The organism is Neobacillus sp. 114 (assembly GCF_030127045.1).
In the GTDB taxonomy this organism is placed as follows: domain Bacteria; phylum Bacillota; class Bacilli; order Bacillales; family Cytobacillaceae; genus Neobacillus; species Neobacillus rhizophilus.
This window is the reverse complement of record NZ_CP126144.1, coordinates 35,001-54,380: the sequence shown is the minus strand read 5'-3', so window position 1 is coordinate 54,380 and position 19,380 is coordinate 35,001. Positions and strand designations below refer to the sequence as shown.

The 19,380-nt window shown below is 42.8% G+C and carries 22 protein-coding genes and 2 rRNA genes (1 of these 24 cut by a window edge); 1 reads left to right on the top strand and 23 read right to left on the bottom strand.

What is annotated here, in order from left to right; genetic code table 11:
* Positions 1-11: 11 nt before the first annotated feature.
* The 11 genes from ridA to metG form a co-directional block, all read right to left on the bottom strand.
* Complete coding sequence (gene ridA / locus QNN06_RS00280; protein WP_213121144.1) at positions 12-386, bottom strand: 2-iminobutanoate/2-iminopropanoate deaminase; 375 nt, start codon at positions 384-386, stop codon at positions 12-14.
* A gap of 16 nt (positions 387-402) precedes the next feature.
* Positions 403-1,221, bottom strand: coding sequence for a pur operon repressor (gene purR / locus QNN06_RS00275; protein WP_213121145.1), 819 nt, complete (start codon positions 1,219-1,221; stop codon positions 403-405).
* Between the two features lie 54 nt (positions 1,222-1,275).
* A complete protein-coding gene (gene ispE / locus QNN06_RS00270; protein ID WP_213121146.1) occupies positions 1,276-2,145 on the bottom strand; it encodes a 4-(cytidine 5'-diphospho)-2-C-methyl-D-erythritol kinase in 870 nt (289 codons plus the stop codon).
* 258 nt (positions 2,146-2,403) lie between these two features.
* A complete protein-coding gene (locus tag QNN06_RS00265; RefSeq protein ID WP_213121147.1) occupies positions 2,404-2,592 on the bottom strand; it encodes a small, acid-soluble spore protein, alpha/beta type in 189 nt (62 codons plus the stop codon).
* A 191-nt stretch (positions 2,593-2,783) separates the two neighbouring features.
* Positions 2,784-3,047 carry a biofilm formation stimulator Veg gene (gene veg / locus QNN06_RS00260; RefSeq protein WP_213121148.1) on the bottom strand — a complete coding sequence of 88 codons (264 nt, stop codon included), beginning with the start codon at positions 3,045-3,047 and terminating at the stop codon, positions 2,784-2,786.
* Between the two features lie 244 nt (positions 3,048-3,291).
* Positions 3,292-4,182 (bottom strand): sporulation peptidase YabG, encoded by an 891-nt coding sequence (gene yabG / locus QNN06_RS00255; protein ID WP_372447650.1) that lies wholly within the window; start codon positions 4,180-4,182, stop codon positions 3,292-3,294.
* A gap of 98 nt (positions 4,183-4,280) precedes the next feature.
* Positions 4,281-5,159, bottom strand: a complete 879-nt coding sequence (rsmA, locus tag QNN06_RS00250; RefSeq protein WP_217037422.1) for a 16S rRNA (adenine(1518)-N(6)/adenine(1519)-N(6))-dimethyltransferase RsmA — start codon at positions 5,157-5,159, stop codon at positions 4,281-4,283.
* Positions 5,152-5,712, bottom strand: a complete 561-nt coding sequence (gene rnmV / locus QNN06_RS00245) for a ribonuclease M5 (protein ID WP_213121151.1) — start codon at positions 5,710-5,712, stop codon at positions 5,152-5,154. Before rnmV ends, rsmA begins: the two co-directional genes overlap by 8 nt.
* A 182-nt stretch (positions 5,713-5,894) precedes the next feature.
* Complete coding sequence (locus QNN06_RS00240; protein WP_213121152.1) at positions 5,895-7,076, bottom strand: G5 and 3D domain-containing protein; 1,182 nt, start codon at positions 7,074-7,076, stop codon at positions 5,895-5,897.
* A gap of 237 nt (positions 7,077-7,313) precedes the next feature.
* Positions 7,314-8,081: a TatD family hydrolase gene (locus QNN06_RS00235; RefSeq protein WP_217037423.1), complete on the bottom strand. Its 768-nt coding sequence runs from the start codon at positions 8,079-8,081 to the stop codon at positions 7,314-7,316.
* 352 nt (positions 8,082-8,433) lie between these two features.
* Positions 8,434-10,392 carry a methionine--tRNA ligase gene (gene metG, locus QNN06_RS00230; RefSeq protein WP_284036734.1) on the bottom strand — a complete coding sequence of 653 codons (1,959 nt, stop codon included), beginning with the start codon at positions 10,390-10,392 and terminating at the stop codon, positions 8,434-8,436.
* 479 nt (positions 10,393-10,871) lie between these two features.
* Here metG and QNN06_RS00225 point away from each other — a divergent pair, with 479 nt between their 5' ends.
* Positions 10,872-11,162: a transition state genes transcriptional regulator AbrB gene (locus QNN06_RS00225; RefSeq protein WP_213121168.1), complete on the top strand. Its 291-nt coding sequence runs from the start codon at positions 10,872-10,874 to the stop codon at positions 11,160-11,162.
* A gap of 73 nt (positions 11,163-11,235) precedes the next feature.
* Here QNN06_RS00225 and rsmI read toward each other — a convergent pair whose 3' ends face one another.
* From rsmI to QNN06_RS00165, 12 genes are all read right to left on the bottom strand, one after another.
* Positions 11,236-12,114, bottom strand: a complete 879-nt coding sequence (gene rsmI / locus QNN06_RS00220; protein ID WP_284037869.1) for a 16S rRNA (cytidine(1402)-2'-O)-methyltransferase — start codon at positions 12,112-12,114, stop codon at positions 11,236-11,238.
* Positions 12,086-12,379 carry a GIY-YIG nuclease family protein gene (locus QNN06_RS00215; protein ID WP_213121156.1) on the bottom strand — a complete coding sequence of 98 codons (294 nt, stop codon included), beginning with the start codon at positions 12,377-12,379 and terminating at the stop codon, positions 12,086-12,088. The genes rsmI and QNN06_RS00215 overlap by 29 nt, the downstream gene beginning before the upstream one ends.
* On the bottom strand, positions 12,366-13,109 hold the full coding sequence (locus tag QNN06_RS00210; RefSeq protein WP_213121157.1) for a tRNA1(Val) (adenine(37)-N6)-methyltransferase: 744 nt from the start codon (positions 13,107-13,109) through the stop codon (positions 12,366-12,368). Before QNN06_RS00210 ends, QNN06_RS00215 begins: the two co-directional genes overlap by 14 nt.
* A gap of 61 nt (positions 13,110-13,170) precedes the next feature.
* Positions 13,171-13,548 carry a DNA replication initiation control protein YabA gene (gene yabA / locus QNN06_RS00205; protein ID WP_213121158.1) on the bottom strand — a complete coding sequence of 126 codons (378 nt, stop codon included), beginning with the start codon at positions 13,546-13,548 and terminating at the stop codon, positions 13,171-13,173.
* 13 nt (positions 13,549-13,561) lie between these two features.
* A complete protein-coding gene (locus tag QNN06_RS00200; protein WP_213121159.1) occupies positions 13,562-14,389 on the bottom strand; it encodes a PSP1 domain-containing protein in 828 nt (275 codons plus the stop codon).
* 2 nt (positions 14,390-14,391) lie between these two features.
* Complete coding sequence (gene holB, locus QNN06_RS00195) at positions 14,392-15,390, bottom strand: DNA polymerase III subunit delta' (RefSeq protein WP_284036733.1); 999 nt, start codon at positions 15,388-15,390, stop codon at positions 14,392-14,394.
* Between the two features lie 123 nt (positions 15,391-15,513).
* On the bottom strand, positions 15,514-15,843 hold the full coding sequence (locus QNN06_RS00190) for a cyclic-di-AMP receptor (RefSeq protein ID WP_213121161.1): 330 nt from the start codon (positions 15,841-15,843) through the stop codon (positions 15,514-15,516).
* Between the two features lie 118 nt (positions 15,844-15,961).
* A complete protein-coding gene (gene tmk / locus QNN06_RS00185) occupies positions 15,962-16,597 on the bottom strand; it encodes a dTMP kinase (RefSeq protein ID WP_284036732.1) in 636 nt (211 codons plus the stop codon).
* A 26-nt stretch (positions 16,598-16,623) separates the two neighbouring features.
* On the bottom strand, positions 16,624-18,069 hold the full coding sequence (locus QNN06_RS00180) for an aminotransferase class I/II-fold pyridoxal phosphate-dependent enzyme (RefSeq protein WP_284036731.1): 1,446 nt from the start codon (positions 18,067-18,069) through the stop codon (positions 16,624-16,626).
* 77 nt (positions 18,070-18,146) lie between these two features.
* Entirely contained in the window at positions 18,147-18,365 is a 219-nt protein-coding gene (locus QNN06_RS00175) for a sigma factor G inhibitor Gin (protein WP_213121164.1), read from the bottom strand.
* Positions 18,366-18,568: 203 nt separating this feature from the next.
* Positions 18,569-18,685, bottom strand: a 5S ribosomal RNA gene (gene rrf / locus QNN06_RS00170).
* Positions 18,686-18,923: 238 nt separating this feature from the next.
* A 23S ribosomal RNA gene (locus QNN06_RS00165) occupies positions 18,924-19,380 on the bottom strand; it runs 2,477 nt beyond the window's last position.

Here is a 19,380-nt window from a genome sequence, read left to right as displayed (position 1 = left end):
AAACGCCCGTATTATTTTACGAGCGCTACTACTTCGATTTCAACTAAGGCGTCTTTTGGAAGACGAGCCACTTCTACGCAGGATCTGGCTGGTTTGTGGACGGAAAAATATTCACCATAGACTTCATTAACCTCCACAAATTCGTCCATGTTTTTGATAAAGACAGTGGCCTTTACGACGGTTTCTAATGAAGCACCAGCTTCACTCAGAACAGCCTGCAAATTGCGGAACACTTGATGTGTCTGTTCTTTTACATCCCCTGTTACCATTGTTCCTTCAGCAGTTAACGGAATTTGTCCAGAGCTGTAGAATATATTGTTTACAATAATACCTTGTGAGTATGGGCCGATTGCAGCCGGGGCTTGATTGGTTTGTACAACTTTCATCGTATATTCCTCTCCTTTACCTATCAAAAAAGTTTCCCACTTCCACATTGATACTTTTTTCTTTAACATCTACATCTGATAGCTTAACTAACGATAAGTAGTCATCCACTAACCTGTCCTCAGTTTCCTCCGCTTCGACTAAAACAGCAATCCCGGCTACGTGGCCATTGAACTCCTCAAGCATGCTTACCATACCTAAGACTGTACCGCCCGCCTTCATAAAATCATCAACAATGAGGACATTTGCCCCTTCCTTCATGCTTCGCTTGGAAAGAACCATTGTTTGTATCCTTTTGGCTGAACCTGACACATAATTAATGCTTACAGTCGGCCCTTCTGTCACTTTGCTGTCCCTTCTGACAATCACTACCGGAACATTTAATTGACTGGCAACGGCATACGCGAGCGGTATACCTTTTGTGGCTATTGTCATGACGACATCAATTTTTGCATCCGCATAGGCCGAAGCAATGATTCTTCCTGCCTTTTGCACCACCTGCGGACTGCCTAAAATATCAGTCAAATATAAATAGCCGCCGGGCAAAAGCCGGTCAGGACTGCCGATAAGCTGACAGAGCTCATTAATGAAAGGCTCAGCTTCTCTCTTGCTTACCTTGACGAAAAATTTAACACCGCCCGCTGCTCCTGGCACAGTTTGCAGCGTTCCGATTCCCCTTTCTTCAAGCGTCTCTTTGACAATGGCCAAATCTTCACTGATTGAGGACTTTGCCGAAGAATAACGCTCCGCAAAAAAGGTTAGCGGCACTAACTGGCGAGGATGATCGAGAAGATAACTTGTCATATCTATCAAACGTTCACTGCGGCGAAATTTCATAACAACCCCCCGAATCCGAATATTCTAATTAAAGGATACTATTATTGTGCGCCTTTAATCAAGCGTATGCCGTTCACCTAACATTCTTACTGCAAAAACCTGGTCACAAAACCCGCGCAGGCCATTATAAATGCGATGCATTCTGGAATCGTGCTGAACCAGCCCAAAAACGGTCGGACCGCTGCCACTCATTAATACCGCATCTGCACCGAATCGTTTCATTTGGTCTTTTATTTGTGCTACCTCTGGATGAAGGTTTAAAGTTACTTCCTCTAGCACGTTGCCAACATGTTGGCATACTTTTTGATAGTCATTTTGCCCAATGGCATTGATCATTTCGTTTATATTTGGGTGGGTGATTCTGTTTACATCCAAACGCCGATAAACCTCAGCAGTTGAGACACCGATGAACGGCTTGGCCAAAATAACCCAGCATGTCGGCGGAGCCGGCAGTTCGGTGATAAATTCCCCTCTGCCCTTTGCCAGCGCGGTCCCACCGTACACACAAAAGGAGACGTCTGAACCAATTTCACTGCCAAGTTGAGCCAGTTCATCCAACGTCAGTCCAAGATTCCATAGCTTGTTAAGGCCCCTTAAAGCTGCTGCTGCATCGCTGCTTCCACCAGCCAAGCCAGCCGCAACGGGGATTGTTTTTTCAATGGAGATTGATACACCCTTCTTTACATTAAAACGGTTTTTTAGCAGCAGTGCAGCCTGGTAGGCTAAATTACGCTGGTCATCGGGCACGTACCGATTATGAGAAAGAATATGTATTTTATCCTCCTGTAACAAGGAAAGTTCAACCCGGTCGGCTAAATCAATGGTGGTCATAATCATTTCAACCTCATGATATCCATCGGGCCGTTTATGTAAAACATCCAGTGCTAAATTAATTTTAGCCGGTGCTTTAACTAAAAGCTTCACGCTCGTCCACCTACTTTTACAAATATCCTAAGAGACAGGCTCCTTTTGCCTGCATTCCTGCTTTCCGAATCCATATATTGTCCTATTTTACCACAAAACGACAATTGCAAGACGTGAATCCTATCAAATTTTATATTTTATCATAGTTTTGATAAGAAAAAAGTGATATTTTTTTAGCAAGAAAAAAGCCGGAGGAGATTCTCCGGCTTTGCTGCGGCGTTTAAGTGTTTAAATAAATAGCGGAAGTTCTTGTGGGAATTAAGATTTATGCGAGTTCCTGCTGGTTAATTGCTGTTCCGCAAGCTCGATGGCCCGCTTTACCATATTCCCTGCATCTTTTGCCCGGATGCCGCCCCAGCCCTCTTTTTGGACAACATCGTAAAATCCAAGTTCTTTTGCTAATTCTTCTTTAAAGCGTTCTGACATGATTCCTCTTCTTCTGCCCATCTAAACAACCCCTTTCCTGTCGCAGCATTATTAGTATGAGATAATTTCGGGTATTAAATAATTTTTTAATATAGGTCTGTTGATTTCCGCTCCAATCAACAGATAGAAGAATCAGCCAAGGTGTTTTTTAGTTCTTTTTGAACAGCAAAAAGCAGTAAACCTTTGGTTTACTGCCATGCGTTGATTATATTCTAGCTTAAAGCTGCATTTCCTGCTGCCTCTTCATAGAAGGTAATTTGAACGGTTTCGGTTAAAACATCAGCATAGCTGTAGGAAACTCGTTCGAATGCATTCTCATCCTGATCCAGTTCGATGACAAAAACAGATGGGTACGTCTCTGCAAGGACACCGGAACGTTCAATTGTTTTTCGACGTCCCCCGTTGGCCTTTAGTAACAACCTTTTCCCTAAATTTGAGTCCAGGGATTTTTTAATATCCGCTAAGGTTTTAGTCATTCGGTCCACCTCACTATGTAAAGTATATCACGCTGACATACTTATGTCAAACAAAAATATAAATTATATCAGTCCGACAAAAAGATTGTCAATATTTTTTGTTCTGTTTTTTTTGCTAAATTTCAACATTTTTAGCGTTGCCTGAAATGTTTGGGAATATGTATCAAGGGGAAAAAATAAACCCATTAGAGCATAGCGAAAGTAGTTTAATATTGATGACTAGCTTTTCGCCTCTCTAATAGGCCTATTCCTCCTCTTGAACAGGGTGATAGGGCATTCCGGTTCTGAGGACTCCTTTTGTTTCAATTCCTCCCAGCCCTTTTTCACCTGTAAGTGTATTTCTCAGCACTTCCCAAACGTTGATTCTTTCCATAAAAGGGGTAAAACTGATTTTGGCGACGATATAGACTGGGTCAAGTGCGTGAATGTTGATCCTAGATGGGGAGCTGGCAAAGTTTGCGCCGGCATGAATAAGCGATTCAAAATGGGATTGGCATGCACCCGCAAAGATGACAAGCTGGTCCAAATGGGGCACTTTCCTTCGGGCTTCCCTAACCGTTTCCACAAAGTGTTTAGAATGGCGGTACGCATTGATATCAGTCATTTTCCCCTTTGCTTTTGAATAAGCATCATGTCCAGTGATAACGAGAATGTCGGGACGATAATAGTCCATGTAGCCGCCAATTTTCGCAGGCATCTCTTTTTCATTGCAATGAATCCCTAAAACAGGTACACCGATTTTTTCATATAAGGCCATGCATTTTTTTAAATAGGCAGGGTCGCCATCTAGGTGAAGGACTTTTCCGGGGATTTGAAAATAGCTGCTCGGCTTTACATAGCCACTAGTGGCTTCGTATTCCTGCCTCTCCCTCAATAAATCGACATCCTGTGTAAAAAGCCTTAAGGATTGCTCCTCGAGCGTCCGGTACTCCTTCGTGAGCTTTAGCCGCTCATTTGGGTTAATTACCATCAAATCTTGATATGGGGCATCTGCTACTAGGCGGAAATCCTCGCCATAGAGGATCGCCACTGTCTGGCCATTAATTTTTTGTATATCGATAACTCGAAAGAGAATATCGCAATTATATGAACGTCTGCCGACAATATCATTTATTTTTATATCCACTGTCGTCACTCCAATAAGACCGCAGGTAAGGCCTTCAAATAAGGTTCTTTGATAGGCTATGCATGGGTAGTTGTCCTTGTGAAAAAAAATAGACCTATTTTAAAGGTCTATTGGAAGTATGCATATAATTCGTCGCTTAGGCCGCCAAACTCTTCGAGTGACAGTGTTTCCCCTCTTCTTGACGGTTCAATGCCGCTAGCCGCCAAGGCCGCAAGGATTTCCTCTTTCTTTTGTTTGCCATCTGGCAGGCCACTTGTTAAGTTGTTTAATAATGTCTTTCTTCTTTGGGCAAAGCTCGCCTTTGTCACCTGGAAAAAGAAGTTCTCATCCTTTACCTGGACAGCAGGGTTTTCCCTCCGTGTCAGCCTGATGACCGCAGAATCGACGTTTGGCTGCGGGACAAAAACCGTTTTTGGCACAATCATGACGGTCTCCGCTTCAGTATAATACTGAACCGCGATGGACAGGGAGCCGTAGTCCTTTGTTCCAGGCTTCGCAGAAATCCGGTCCGCTACTTCTTTTTGGAGCATACAAACGATGCCGCGAATCGGCAAATGCTCTTCAAGCAACTTCATAATAATCGGCGTCGTTACATAATAAGGCAGATTAGCAACCACCATCAAATCAGAAATGTCAGCAAATTCAGCAGCAATAACCTCCGCAACATCAGCCTTTAACACATCATTATGAATGACTTTTACATTCGAATATGGTGACAACGTATCCTCTAAAATTGGCAGAAGCCTTTGATCAATTTCAAAAGCAACGGTCTTTTTGCTCGAACGGGCCAACTGTTCCGTTAAGGCTCCGATTCCTGGGCCAATTTCAATGGCTCCTGATTCATCGGTAAGGTCCGCAAAGCTGACAATCTTTTTTAATATATTCGTATCGATTAAGAAATTTTGCCCCAGGCTTTTCTTAAAGGAAAAACCGTATTTTTCTAAAATAGCCCTTGTTCTCACAGGGGTAGCGATATCTTTATCCATTACTCTCCTCCTGACGTACCTTGCTAAGTGCCTCAGCAAATTCCTGTTTGCTGATTTGAAACATCATGAGACGCTTATGCAGCTGCTTACCGTTTGTATAGCCAATTTTTAATAGCTTCCCTAATTGAATTCTCCGTTCCTTGGCGCCTTCCCCGCCGATTAGTCCGGCAGTGATTAAATCATCCTGGCTGATTTCTTCTAAAATATCTTCACGCATGACTTGTGCGTCCTTTAAAGCCGCCCTGATTGCATCTGGTGAGGCATGCTCAACCCCGATTCCTTTATCTCTTTTTGCCAAGGCATCCTCTTTTGCCAGGAAAGCATGTTTACAGCCTGGAACCTGTTCGGCAATGGTTTTTCTAATTTTTTCACCAGGATAATCTGGATCAGTAAAAATAATGACTCCCCTTGTTTCCTGGGCACGTTTTATTTTTTCAATCGTGGCTTGATTAACTGCGGACCCGTTTGTTTCAATCGTATCCGCCTCGACTGCCCGTTTAATGGCCGTCGTATCATCTCTTCCCTCCACCACGATAAATTCCTTGATTTTCATTTTGCCTCCAAAAAATAAATATAATTGAAAAAAAGTTGAAACATTTTTGTAATGTCCATCGTCTATATTAACGAAACCATTCATAAACTTTAGTAATCATTTGCTTAGGAGTTCGTTGTTAAGTATAAAGAAATTTTAAGAAAAAGTAAAAAAGCAGGGGTTTCCCCCTGCCGCAAAATGAATTACTGCATTATCGTAATCTTTACTTTTTTTCGTCCCCATCGATATGCATCAGCTTTTGAGGGCATAAATACGTCAATTATATACCCTTTTATGGCCCCGCCTGTATCGGCAGCAACCGCATAGCCATAGCCTTCGACATAAACCTTCGTGCCAAGCGGAATGATATTTGGATCAACGGCAATTATTTTAGCGTCCGGATTAGAGCGCAAATTAAAACCGGTTGCAGTCCTTCCTGAACAGCCATTACAATAGGCTGTATACGCTGTAGACGTCACATAAAGCTCTTTTCCTGCAGGTGCCTCACCGCGGGATACTTGAAGGGCTAAGTCTTTCGTGCCGACAGCGACAACCCTATCCTGTTTTGCTGTAACCATCTGCTCACTGATTAACTTCCTTGATACCTCTTTACCATTTTCGATTAGGACTTCATATTGTTTGGAAACGAGCCCTTTTTTACCTTGAGAGATGGTCTGTTCTTTCCCTTTCTCAAGGCTGTCATCCCTCTTGGTAACCACGGCAAATTCAACAGGTTCTTCCACTACATCGGTGACTTTTTCTACACGAATGACGTTAACAACACCATTCTCTGCTATGGTTTCTGTTAATGGCGGTTCAACTCGGTCAAAATCGTTTAGTTTAGTGCCCTGCTGCGTTAAAAAGTCAGCGACCGTAGTCGAAGTGGACCAGACTGCTTGCTCTTTTCCGCCGTCAATGAAAGTCAGATGATAGGCCTCGGTGACGCCGATTTTCATCTTATTTTTGATTGCCGTCTGCGGTCCGGGTGAAACTTTATCATGCTCGTTTAAAGCAATATGTTGTTCTTTCAAAGCCTCCGCTACAGTCTTGGCTGTAGTCCAAATCGTTTTCTTCTCGTTGTTCTTGACAATGGTAACCTGTTTCGCTTGCAGCCAGACGATATGTAGGTTTTCATTTACCTTCGTACTCGCCTTTGGATACAAGTAGTCTTGGGAGCGCATTGAAACATCCAGTTCATCCAATAATTCCTTAATGGTATCTGCATGCGTTTTGATGACCTTTTGTTCGCCATTAAGAGTAATTGCCACCGTTTTCTTTGATCCTTCGTAAAAAAGAATTCCAAGAGTTGTTAGCAAAACTACGAAACTAGCAAAAGCAATGGTCAAATTCCTCGCACTCCAAGACCGGAAAAACAGGCTTTTCATGTTTTTGAATACGATGAAAAACGCCTCCTTTTCTTATGGAGATATAGTGAAACCATGCCGCCGGCTGTCAACCCTTGCATACCCTGAGAACATATTCCTAATTATGCACATAACTGGAAATTTTGCAAAGGAAAACTTATCGACACGGTTATCCTATGTTGAAAAGGAGACGTGTAGAACTTTTAGTTATCGGAAAAAATTTGGACAAGCTTCTTACTGTTTCGACAATTTCCCTTATCAGTTTATGGCGAAACATTTTTTAGCATTTTGTGTCGTTGCCTCGGCCACCTCTTCGTACGTCAATCCCTTTATTTCGGCAATTTGCTCGGCAACCAACTTCACATAGCTCGGTTCATTTCGTTTTCCCCGGTAAGGATGCGGCGCCAAATACGGGCAGTCTGTTTCAATTAACAACTTACCAAGCGGAATTTCAGCAGCTACCTCCTTCGGCTTTTTGGCATTCTTAAATGTAACAGGACCGCCCAGCGAGATATAAAAGTTCATGTTCACACATTCCTTTGCTGTCTCGGCGCTGCCGCTAAAGCAATGCATAATTCCGCCTACCTCTGCCGCGCCTTCCTCCTTTAATATTTCAACAATATCTTGAGTTGCTTCCCGGTTGTGGATGACAATTGGCAGCTTCACTTTTTTAGCCAGCCGGATTTGTTTCCTGAACACCTCTTTTTGAATATCCTTAGGCGACTTGTCCCAATGATAATCCAAACCCATCTCGCCAATTGCGACTACCTTTGGATGTGCGGCGAGTTCCTCAATCCACTTTAGGTCTTCTTCCGTCATATCAATGGCATCGACCGGATGCCAGCCCACACAGGCATAAATAAACTCATAGCTTTCGGCCAATTCCATCGCTCTTGTAATGGTTGGACGGTCAAAACCCACCACAACCATATTTGTTACCCCTGCCTTTTTGGCCCTTGCAATTACCTCTTCAAGGTCTTCATTAAACTGTTCGGCATTTAAATGGGCATGTGTGTCGAATAACATCTTATTCCCTTCTTTCTTTTTTCATCATCATCTTACTCTTTTCTGCTTAAACACGAAAAAAGGGAAATTTCCACGAAATTTGTTTCACGTGGAACATCGAAAAGCGGAGGCGCCTTGACCAGGGGCGATATAGGGAGACTTATCGACTGGCAAGCGAGAGCGCAGCCAGAGATTAGTCCTCCTTAATGCGTACAGGAAGCGTTAGCTTTCTGTTAGCCAGGCATAAGACGAGCCGGCGAGAAGGCAGCTTTTTAGCCTTCTTGACGGATTGGCTTATGACCCCGAGCCCCTAGGCGCCGCAGCTAGACATCCCTCAAAGCAAAAGCGCCTAAACTAGGCGCTTTTCATTTTTTTATTTTACCTTTGAGCCATTCGGCAGTGTTTGGTCCACTGTTGCCAGAGACAGCTGCCCGTCTTTAGAGCCAGCCAAAATCATTCCTTGAGATAATTCACCACGCAGCTTAACCGGTTTTAGGTTTGTGATACAGATTACCTTGCGCCCCACCAATTCCTCTGGTTTATAGTACTGAGCAATTCCTGATACAACCTGGCGTTTTTCATAGCCTAAATCCAACTGAAGCTTTAATAATTTATCAGCCTTCTTAATAGGTTCTGCCTGGATAACCTCCGCTACACGCAGGTCAATTTTCATGAAATCATCAATGGCGATTTCTGCAAGTTCTTCAGGCTTCTCCTCTTTCTTTTCTTCTGCTTCAGGTGCGGGAGCCGTTCCGCCTTGCATCTTAGTCTTAATAAATTCGACTTCCACAGCGATTTCTAGTCTTGGGAACAATGGTGCATCTTTTTCAACTTTTGTTCCGCTTGGAATATTGCCAAATGTGTCAAGGCTTTCCCATGTCTTCAATGCTTCATCGATAATTCCTAACTGTTTGAAGACCCCATTCGGTGTCCGCGTTAAGAATGGCTGAAGAAGAATCCCAATTCGGCGCAGTGATTCCGCTAAATGAACCATAACGCTGGCAAGCTCGCTTTTCTTTGCCTCATCCTTAGCTAACGTCCATGGCTGTGTTTCATCAATATATTTATTTGTCCTGCTGACTAGCTGCCAAACGGAGCTTAATGCAACAGAAAACTCCATTTTCTCCATGGCTTCTTCATACTTGGTAATAGTCTCTTGATTTGTTTGGAGCAAGGACTCATCGAATTCACCAACAGAACCTGCATAGTCGGGAATAATCCCATTAAAATATTTTTCAATCATCGCAACTGCCCGGTTTAGGAGGTTTCCAAGGTCATTCGCTAAATCAAAATTGATTCTTTCGATAAACCCTTCTGGAGTGAAGACACCATCTGCTCCAAAAGGAACCTCACGTAACAGATAGTAGCGAAGTGCATCAAGGCCATAGCGGTCAATCAATGTCACTGGATCGACAACATTTCCCTTTGACTTCGACATTTTCCCATCCTTCATTAACAGCCAGCCATGAGCAAATACTTTCCTTGGCAGCGGAAGGTCGAGCGCCATCAGCATAATTGGCCAATAAATGGTGTGGAAACGGACAATTTCTTTACCGACTAAATGTACATCTGCCGGCCAGTATTTTAAGTAGTTAGCGTCGTTTTCGGTGCCATAACCAAGTGCGGTAATATAATTGGAAAGCGCATCAATCCAAACATAGATTACATGTTTTGGATCGCCCGGCACTTTGATGCCCCAGTCAAAGGTTGTCCTTGAAACGGCCAAATCCTCAAGGCCCGGCTTAATGAAGTTGTTGATCATTTCATTCTTGCGGGATTCCGGTTGGATAAATTCAGGATTCTCCTCATAATATTGCAGAAGTCTGTCCACGTACTTGCTCATTCTGAAAAAGTACGATTCTTCCTTTACCCTTTCGACCGGGCGGCCGCAATCCGGGCAGTTCCCGTCAACAAGCTGGCGGTCAGTAAAAAAGGATTCACAAGGCGTACAGTACCAGCCTTCATATTGATCCAAATAAATATCACCCTGCTCAAGCAGTCTGGCAAAGATCTTTTCGACAACTTGTTTATGTCTGTCCTCTGTTGTCCGGATAAAATCATCATAGGAAATATCAAGCTTCTTCCAAAGCTCTTTAATACCTCCGACAATTTCATCGACATAGGCCTGAGGAGTAATGCCTTTTTCCTCTGCCTTGCGCTGAATTTTTTGTCCGTGCTCATCTGTACCTGTTAGATATCTTACATCAAACCCGCGCAACCGCTTATAACGGGCCATTGCATCCCCTGCAACCGTCGTATAGGCATGTCCAATATGTAAATTACCGCTTGGATAATAAATCGGTGTCGTAATATAAAAAGATTTTCCCGCCATTTGTATCACTCCTCTTGTAATAGACAATTAATCCCCATCTAAACATTATTGCCCTTTTTTATTGGTCTCTAACATCAAAATATACCGAAAATTACGTTTTTGTGCAAGAAACCGGCATTTAGACGGATTCCATTTTTTTTAAAAATTTTCCAAAATACACCCATAAAACACCCACAAACTACGAAACTTATTTTTGAAATAAGATAGGATTTTGTAGAATTTTGTCGAATTGTCGAATTTATGTCTAATAAAGAATATTAGTTATCTATAATGTTAATGATGGTAATTATTTAATAGAAATTCAAAAATCCCTTATTAAATCAACCTTTTCAGTATGGGTAAAAATTCTTTATTATTTTTCAAAATTAAATAATTGACGAATTTGGGAAACGCTGGTATTATGAATATATGAAATTTTTGTCGAATAATGACGAATTATAAAGAGAAAAAAATAATTGTTTAATAGTGAGAGGAGATTAATAAAAATGAAATCTACTGGTATCGTTCGTAAGGTTGATGAATTAGGCCGCGTGGTTATTCCGATTGAATTAAGACGTACGCTTGGAATTGCTGAAAAGGATGCTCTTGAAATCTATGTTGATGATGACCGCATTATTTTAAAGAAATACAAACCAAATATGACTTGCCAAATCACTGGTGAGGTTTCTGATGATAATCTTGCTCTTGCTGGCGGAAAGTTAATTCTAAGCCGTGAAGGTGCAGAGCAATTAATCAAAGAAATCCAAAGCAACTTTGAAGTAGTAAAATAAGAAGACTTCCTTACCAAAGGCAATCTCTTCTTTTATAAATAGACCAAGAGGCTGACATAATGTCAGCCTCTTTTTATGGTTCAATATGATAAGCCTGGTAAACTTCCCGTTTATTTAATCCTCTGTCCTTCGCCGTTTGTTTAATGGCGTCTTTAGAAGACATATCTTTTTCAGTTATGTAGTGTCCGACATGCTCTTCAATCGTTAACTGCTCCCACCAAGCGGCCTCTTCGGGCTCCGGTAATTTGCTGGTTCCTTCAACGATGACGCAGAATTCCCCGCGGATTTCCTCTTCATTAGCCCATTGTAGAGCCTCTTCGAGATTTCCTCTAATAAATTCCTCAAACTTTTTTGTCAGCTCCCGGCAAAGGGCGACCTTCCGGCTGCCAAGGACTTCAAGCATGAGGGCTAGCGTTTCCTTCAGCCTGTGCGGGGCTTCATAAAATATGATGGTAGCCGTCTGTCGCTTTAGTCCTTCTAATTGCTCCCGTTTTTCCTTTTTGCTGCGGGGCAGAAACCCATAAAAATAGAAAGGCTGGCAGACAAGGCCCGAGGCAATTAACGAAGTGATCCCTGCATTTGCCCCCGGCAGCGGCACGACCGTCAGCATTTCGGCTGTGGCTTGCACGACAAGCTCGTAGCCAGGGTCAGAAATAGCAGGTGTACCGGCATCGCTCACTAATGCAATTTTGGCGCCATCATTTAACCTTTGAATCAGCTTTTCCCCGCTCATTTCTTTGTTATGTTCATGGTAGCTTACCACTGGGGTGTCAATTTCAAAGTAATTCAACAGCTTTTTTGTATTTCTTGTATCCTCGGCGGCAATCAGGTCTGCCTCTTTCAATATCCGTACCGCGCGAAAGCTCATATCCTCCAGATTTCCAATCGGGGTCGGAACCAAATAGAGAATTCCCTTTTGCTCCTCATTCGCAAAGCTCTTTTGCTGCCACATCATCATCACCTATCTCTCTCACTAAAAAATCCAACTTTTGTTTCCGTGTCAGCTTTTTAAAATGGTATTCGGCTCTTAGGGCATCACCTTTATTTTCAAAGCCCTTATAGTACGTCAGTTTAACCGGACCGCGGCCCCTTGTATACTTGGCCCCTTTTCCATCATTGTGAAGCTGTATCCTGCGTTCTAGATTATTGGTGTAACCCCCATAGAAGCTCCCGTCCCTGCAGGTCAGCACATAAAAATAATGCTCACTTTTCTCCATATAAAATCTCTCTTATTTCTGGGGTATATTCATCGTTATCTTGATAAACGATCAGCGGTGGGAGAATTTTCAGATCAGGACTTCCATCCTTAATGGCTTCGACTAATATGGTATTAGCTTCCTTCCCCATTTTCGGGTAAACAAATTGGATTCGCTTTGGCTCCAGCCTATATTGACGCATAAAAGTTACGATATCCAATAGTCGCCCCGGGCGGTGTACGAATGCCACTTTCCCACCTTGCCTGACAAGGTCGCTAGATGCCTTAATAGCATCCTCAAGCGTACAGAGAATTTCATGACGGGCGATCGCCAAATGTTCATTTGGGTTAATTTCTCCCTTTGATGGTGTCGTAAAATAAGGAGGATTGCAGGTAACCACATCAAATTTGCCGTATCCCAATTTTTTCGGCATATCCTTAATATCCCCAAGAATCATCTCGAGCCTATTTTCAAGACCATTATATTCAATACTTCTGACCGCCATATCGTAAAGGCGTTCCTGAATCTCCACCCCTGTAATTTTGCCCTTTGTCCTGGCACTTAAAAACAGCGGAATTACCCCGTTGCCACTGCAAAGGTCGATGAGGTTTCCTTTTTGGATGGGGACATAAACAAACCTCGCCAAAAGGACTGCATCCAGTGAAAACGCAAATACAGATGGACTTTGAATAATCCTTAAGTTCTCGGCCAGCAAATAATCTAAGCGTTCATCATCCTTCAAGTTAATCATGTTCATTCATTCCTTATCAAAGTATGAAAATAGAGGCTGATGAAAGGTCAGCCTCTTAAGGTTATTTCTTATTTAGAAAAGATAGACAGAATAAACAGTCGCCTTCCTTGCGCAAACTGCCAAAATGAAGATTGCAGATATGAAATCCCTCTTGATAAAGGCGGGCTAGATTATCATAGCCTTCTCCGACATCAAACGGCTTTACATTGGGAGATGGGGTTTGTGCCGCCTCCTCTGCCTTTTTGCTGCTACTATCCTTCTTCTCAGCTTCTGTGGTTACATCTAAACGGCGTCTTAAATGCTCATTTTCAAGCTTTAAACAATGATTTTCTTCTAGTATTTCAGCTAAGTGCTCCTTTAATTCCCCAAGCTGCTGGTAAAGATGGCCAATTTGTGTTTCCATATTACTTACTGATTCAAATATCTCTTTTTTATCCACGCCTTCCACCTCATTAATCTGTGGATTGTATCGAAAAGGCACCTTCTTTAATGATTTCATCTAGTGTATATTCCAGAACCCGCTCTTGTTCTGTCAATTCCACCTGAAGAACCCGCTCTAAAATATTCAAACCTACCACTTTTCCCCTGCCATTAGGAGTTTCAATGACTTCTCCCAAATCCGGCAGCTGTTCTTTAGCCGATTCGTATTCATCATTTTCATATTTTAAGCAGCACATAAGTCGGCCGCATAAACCTGAAATTTTGGTAGGATTTAAAGATAGATTTTGATCCTTTGCCATTTTAATCGACACAGGATCAAAATCCCCTAAGAAAGTGGAACAGCACAGCATTCTTCCACACGGGCCGATCCCGCCAAGCATCTTGGCTTCATCGCGGACCCCAATTTGGCGCAATTCGATCCTTGTCCGAAAGATGGCTGCCAAATCCTTGACAAGCTCACGGAAATCAACTCGTCCATCCGCTGTAAAATAGAAAATAATTTTATTGCGATCAAATGTATATTCAACATCCACCAGCTTCATATCCAGTTGATGTTCAGTTACTTTTTCATTACAAACCTCATAGGCTTCCTGGGCCGCCTGCTTATTTTCCTCGACAATCATCCGATCCTTCTGATCCGCAATTCTAACAACCTTTTTTAACGGAAGGACCACATCATGTTCCTCAACCCGCTTCCGGGGTATCACAGCCCTGCCATATTCCACCCCGCGGACGGTTTCGACAATGACAAAGTCATCTTTTTGAATTGGGAGGTCTCCAGGATCAAAATAATAGATTTTCCCCGCTTTTTTAAAGCGTACTCCTACAACATCATACAAATTCAAGATCCCTCCTGCAATTTAAGCACAAGCTGTTCCATCATCAGCTGAGGATTCATGTTCGCAGCAAGCTTTCTCTTCGCTTCGAGAATAGCTGACATTTGAGCCGTTAAGCGCCGCCTTGATGTTCTTAGAGCAAACTGCTGCATGCGTTCCAATTCATTTTGGAAAACAATTTGCTCCTGCTTATCTAATTGTATATATAATAAATCTTTAAAAATAAGAAGTAATAAGTCTAACCCACGTTGAATTTGTTCCTTCTCCTTAAAGTGCAAGAACCAATCGGTCTGAAGCGTGACCATCGCTTCGAGCTGATTTTTTTCTAACACCTCATATAATTTTACCACTATTTTTTGGGCTTGTGCAAACCATTCATCGACATTTAATTCTAGCGCCTCATCCAGACTATTAGTCAACTGTGCAAGTAATGGGGCTTTTTGCGGTGTTACACCGTTTTCAACCAACTGACTTACCAGTTTTTGCGGTGATAGCGGTTGGAAGGTTAAAGCCTGGCATCTTGAGAGAATCGTCGGAATGATTTTCTGAGGCTGTTCGGTTAGTAATATTGCAGCCGTTTCGGCATTAGGTTCCTCGAGAAATTTAAGGAGGCTATTGGCAGCACTTACGCTCATCTTATCAGCGTGAACCAGCATATAGACCTTTTTTAAGGATTCTACTCCTTTTTTGGAAAACTCCGCCTGGAGGTTTCTGATTTGTTCTACCTTAATAGATTGACCGTCCGGCTCGATAATGTGCACATCTGGATGATTTCCGCTAATGATACGCCGGCAGCTGCTGCAGGCCTCACAAGGTTTATAGCCATCAATTAACGATTCACAGAAAAGAGCCCTGGTTAGAAGTTCGGCGATTTCTTTTTTCCCCGTTCCTCTCATGCCCTCAAAAAGGTAAGCGTGAGCCACCCGATTTTTTAATAAGCTATTTTTTAACATACGGAGGACCGCCGGCTGCAGCTCCTCCAGTTGACCCCAGGTTTTCACCAAGATTATCACTCACTAACTAAAGAATAGGAATTTATAGAAAACTCGCCGATTGGCGAGCCCCATAATGCGGTTCATGAGGCGAGTTGCCCTTATGCGTTAAGAAAGTTTATACTTTCTTATTAGCTAAAAATGTAAAAACTGCTCAATCGGCAGCACGAAAACCGTTGCGCCGCCAACCTCGACTTCTACTGGATAAGGGACATAAGAGTCGGCATTGCCGCCCATTGGCGAAACAGGTGACACTAGCTGGTCGCGGGCGCGGCAGTTATCCTTAATAATCTGCAGAGCCCGGTCAACGCGAATATCTTCAGTACCGATTATGAAAGTGGTATTTCCTGATTTTAAAAACCCGCCAGTACTCGCCAGCTTTGTAGCTCTAAAATTATTTTCCACTAACGCCTTTGACAAACGATTGCTGTCCTGGTCTTGAACCACCGCAATAATAAGTTTCATAGTAAATCCACCCTCTCCTTTAGAATTTCCGGCATTACTTATCCTATATTATAACAGTTTCTTTGGGGACTTACATTCGCAATAATTAGGAAGGTTTTCCTTGCTAGCAAAAAAAGCCTTATAGCGAAGGCTTTCTTTCTGTTAGTTTTGATTTAATTATATCGAGTGTTTGTTGAAAAATATCCTCGATTGTTCTTGAGGCATCAAGTTTGATAATCCGGCCGGGGAATCGGTCTAAAAGGATATGATAGCCTTCTCTCACCTTTTGGTGAAACTCCAGGTTTTCCAAATCCAAGCGGTTAACTTCTCTGCCTTTATTCTTATTAATTCGCTCGAGCCCAGCTTCCGGCTCAATATCAAAGTAGATCGTCAAATCTGGCATCATCTTCTCGATCGCAAATTGGTTAATCGACCATACCTCATCAATTCCCAATCCCCGTGCATAGCCTTGATAAGCCAGGGAGCTATCAACGAAGCGGTCACACAAAACAACCTTTCCCTCTTCTAAGGCAGGTTTTACTTTTTCAATTAAATGCTGTCTTCTTGCGGCAGCATAGAGCAACGCCTCCGTCCGCGGGTCCATGGCCGTATTTTCTTTTGACAAAATGACGCGGCGAATTTGTTCCGCAATATCAATGCCGCCAGGTTCCCTTGTAACCATTGCCATTGGCAGCTGCTCAGCAACCATACTGAGGATTGTAGTCTTGCCTGCCCCATCCGGGCCCTCAAATGTAATAAATGTTCCGTTCGTCATCAATGAAACCTCCAAAACTGTATATCTTAAGTTGTCCGAAAAACCTTCAGCATACTTTTTCTTAATAAGGACCCACCTTGAAACCTTGCCCCCGTTTTCATCAGATTATGTAAGCGGCTTAGCTTTTCAGCAGTGATTCGTTCTCCTTTTAACAAAAGCGGAATCCCAGGAGGATAAGGAATAATCGTTTCCGCACAAACCTTGTCCTCTGCTTCAGAATTAGAAATTTCCCACTCCTCATAATCGCCCATCTTTTTGAAAGGAATAGCTAACTCAGAAATTCGATTATTACTTAATTGAAATTCTTCCTTTTTCTCGCCACAATCACAAAAAGTATCTTTTAGAGCCTCTTTTATTTTTACGGCCGTTTCCCTAAAAGGATACTTTTGGCCATCCTTCAGTAGTGGAAGTATGAAAAGGACATTATTTGGATCTGCTAATTCTGTATAAATGGAGTATTCCTCCAGCCTTTGCTGCAGCTCAAAGCCACTTAATTTGCTTCGTGACTGAAGCGTGATTTTTAATAAATCCCCCTGCTGATTTGGGTAGTCTAATACCTTAATCGCGGAAACATCGGCCAAATCCTTTTTAAATAAGTGGATCTCGCTTTGTAAAAACTCTAAATCCGTCTGCTCATAGGCTGCTAGATAGCCTCTCGCCAAATCCAGCGATGCCATTATCGGATAAGACGGGCTGCTGGACTGAAACATTTCCAAGTAACCCTTGATTTTTTTACTCTCAATAAGACTGCTATTAACATGCAAAAAGGACCCCATCGTCATGGCCGGGAGTGTCTTATGCGCTGACTGCACAACAATATCCGCACCAAGTTGAACAGCTGATGCTGGGAAAGGCTTTCCGAGGATAAAATGGGGCCCGTGTGCCTCATCCACTAGGACTGGGATGTTATGCCCGTGCGCCTCCTGAATAATCCCTTGCAAATCATATACCATTCCATAGTAGTTCGGGTATGTCAATATAAGGGCTTTTGCATTCGGATACCGACGGATGGCTTCTTTAACAGTCTCGACTGATATTCCAGAGGGAACCATCCATTCTTGGTCATATTCCGGCTCCAGAAATATGGGTCTTGCCTTGGCCAGCTGTATAGCATTCATGACCGACTTATGGCTATTCCTTTGTACCAGGACCGTATCTTCCTCCGAGCACGCCGCTAAAATCATGGCAATATTTCCGACAGTGGAGCCATTTACAAGAAAGTAACTTTTCTTTGATTGGTAAAGCTGCGTTAAAAGGGCTTCCGCTTCTAAAATTGCTCCTTCAGGAGAATGCAAGTCATCTAATCCAGTTAACTCAGTTGCATCCAGCTTTAGAATTTGTTTAAAGTGCTCTTGTGCATTCGCATCAAAAATAAGACCATATTTATGTCCAGGAACATGAAATGAAACAGGTTTCCTGATTTCATGTTTCATTAACGCATCATATAAAGGTGTTTTCATCTGCTTAAACATTTCCTTACATCCTTGTTAAGATTCTAACCTATTGTCTCGTTTTAAGGAAAAAAAATAAAGCCCCAATCAGGACTTTGTTATGAAAATATTTCCGGAGTCGTAATTTTTTTAAGCTGTTTCAAATAATGTTTATATTTTGGATCGCTCGTGTCTGTTTGAATTAAATCATTTTCACATTCTGTGCAAATAAAAGAAGTGTATAGATGTATGCCTTTCGCTTTAAGATTCTCACAAATAACGCATGTTTCCCTTAAATGGTTATGTGCTAAGTTTGAACTCAATCGCTCCACCTCCATACACCCATTCTGCCCGATAACAAAAATTTGTATACAATTTTTCGAATTTTCGCATCCGCAATAATAATATATGTCGCCATTCACAATTGGGTGTATGTCTAATATCGATTTTTTATTGATGCACGGGGACGGTTCTCATGCATCATTCAAGCATAAATAACCAACAAAAAAAAGACAACCTGAAAATAGTTGTCTTTTTGCTTGCCCGGCAGCGTCCTACTCTCACAGGGACTTGCGTCCCAACTACCATCGGCGCTGAGAAGCTTAACTTCCGTGTTCGGGATGGGAACGGGTGTGACCTTCTCGCCATTGCTACCGGACCTATTAAATTAGAGGTTTCATTCCCTCAAAACTAGATAATGCAGAAGAAGTTTATAAGAACGAGTTCGTCATATTACTTTGATAATTGTCTAGCTCCAGCGTCCAGCAACTAGTGTCCTTCGGTCTTTTCCCTACGATAAGTCAACATCGATTCGCTATCGCTCATCGTGTTTCCTTTATCTCAGTCAAAGCCCTCCAGGCCATACGTTGCTAACCGGCCGCTTCCGCTTTTCGATTTTGGTTAAGTCCTCGATCGATTAGTATCAGTCAGCTCCACACGTCACCGCGCTTCCACCTCTGACCTATCAACCTGATCATCTTTCAGGGATCTTACTAGCTTGACGCTATGGGAAATCTCATCTCGAGGGGGCTTCATGCTTAGATGCTTTCAGCACTTATCCCGTCCGCACATAGCTACCCAGCGATGCCTTTGGCAAGACAACTGGTACACCAGCGGTGCGTCCATCCCGGTCCTCTCGTACTAAGGACAGCTCCTCTCAAATTTCCTGCGCCCACGACGGATAGGGACCGAACTGTCTCACGACGTTCTGAACCCAGCTCGCGTACCGCTTTAATGGGCGAACAGCCCAACCCTTGGGACCGACTACAGCCCCAGGATGCGATGAGCCGACATCGAGGTGCCAAACCTCCCCGTCGATGTGGACTCTTGGGGGAGATAAGCCTGTTATCCCCA

What these genes read in the sequence shown, in the direction of transcription:
- ridA (WP_213121144.1), bottom strand. Translation starts at nt 386, where the DNA reads ATGAAAGTTGTACAAACCAATCAAGCCCCGGCTGCAATCGGCCCATAC.
- purR (WP_213121145.1), bottom strand. Translation starts at nt 1,221, where the DNA reads ATGAAATTTCGCCGCAGTGAACGTTTGATAGATATGACAAGTTATCTT.
- QNN06_RS00265 (WP_213121147.1), bottom strand. Translation starts at nt 2,592, where the DNA reads ATGGGCAGAAGAAGAGGAATCATGTCAGAACGCTTTAAAGAAGAATTA.
- veg (WP_213121148.1), bottom strand. Translation starts at nt 3,047, where the DNA reads ATGACTAAAACCTTAGCGGATATTAAAAAATCCCTGGACTCAAATTTA.
- rsmA (WP_217037422.1), bottom strand. Translation starts at nt 5,159, where the DNA reads ATGGATAAAGATATCGCTACCCCTGTGAGAACAAGGGCTATTTTAGAA.
- rnmV (WP_213121151.1), bottom strand. Translation starts at nt 5,712, where the DNA reads ATGAAAATCAAGGAATTTATCGTGGTGGAGGGAAGAGATGATACGACG.
- QNN06_RS00240 (WP_213121152.1), bottom strand. Translation starts at nt 7,076, where the DNA reads ATGAAAAGCCTGTTTTTCCGGTCTTGGAGTGCGAGGAATTTGACCATT.
- QNN06_RS00235 (WP_217037423.1), bottom strand. Translation starts at nt 8,081, where the DNA reads ATGTTATTCGACACACATGCCCATTTAAATGCCGAACAGTTTAATGAA.
- metG (WP_284036734.1), bottom strand. Translation starts at nt 10,392, where the DNA reads ATGGCGGGAAAATCTTTTTATATTACGACACCGATTTATTATCCAAGC.
- rsmI (WP_284037869.1), bottom strand. Translation starts at nt 12,114, where the DNA reads ATGTGGCAGCAAAAGAGCTTTGCGAATGAGGAGCAAAAGGGAATTCTC.
- QNN06_RS00215 (WP_213121156.1), bottom strand. Translation starts at nt 12,379, where the DNA reads ATGGAGAAAAGTGAGCATTATTTTTATGTGCTGACCTGCAGGGACGGG.
- QNN06_RS00210 (WP_213121157.1), bottom strand. Translation starts at nt 13,109, where the DNA reads ATGATTAACTTGAAGGATGATGAACGCTTAGATTATTTGCTGGCCGAG.
- QNN06_RS00190 (WP_213121161.1), bottom strand. Translation starts at nt 15,843, where the DNA reads ATGAAACTTATTATTGCGGTGGTTCAAGACCAGGACAGCAATCGTTTG.
- tmk (WP_284036732.1), bottom strand. Translation starts at nt 16,597, where the DNA reads ATGACGAACGGAACATTTATTACATTTGAGGGCCCGGATGGGGCAGGC.
- QNN06_RS00180 (WP_284036731.1), bottom strand. Translation starts at nt 18,069, where the DNA reads ATGTTTAAGCAGATGAAAACACCTTTATATGATGCGTTAATGAAACAT.
- QNN06_RS00175 (WP_213121164.1), bottom strand. Translation starts at nt 18,365, where the DNA reads ATGGAGGTGGAGCGATTGAGTTCAAACTTAGCACATAACCATTTAAGG.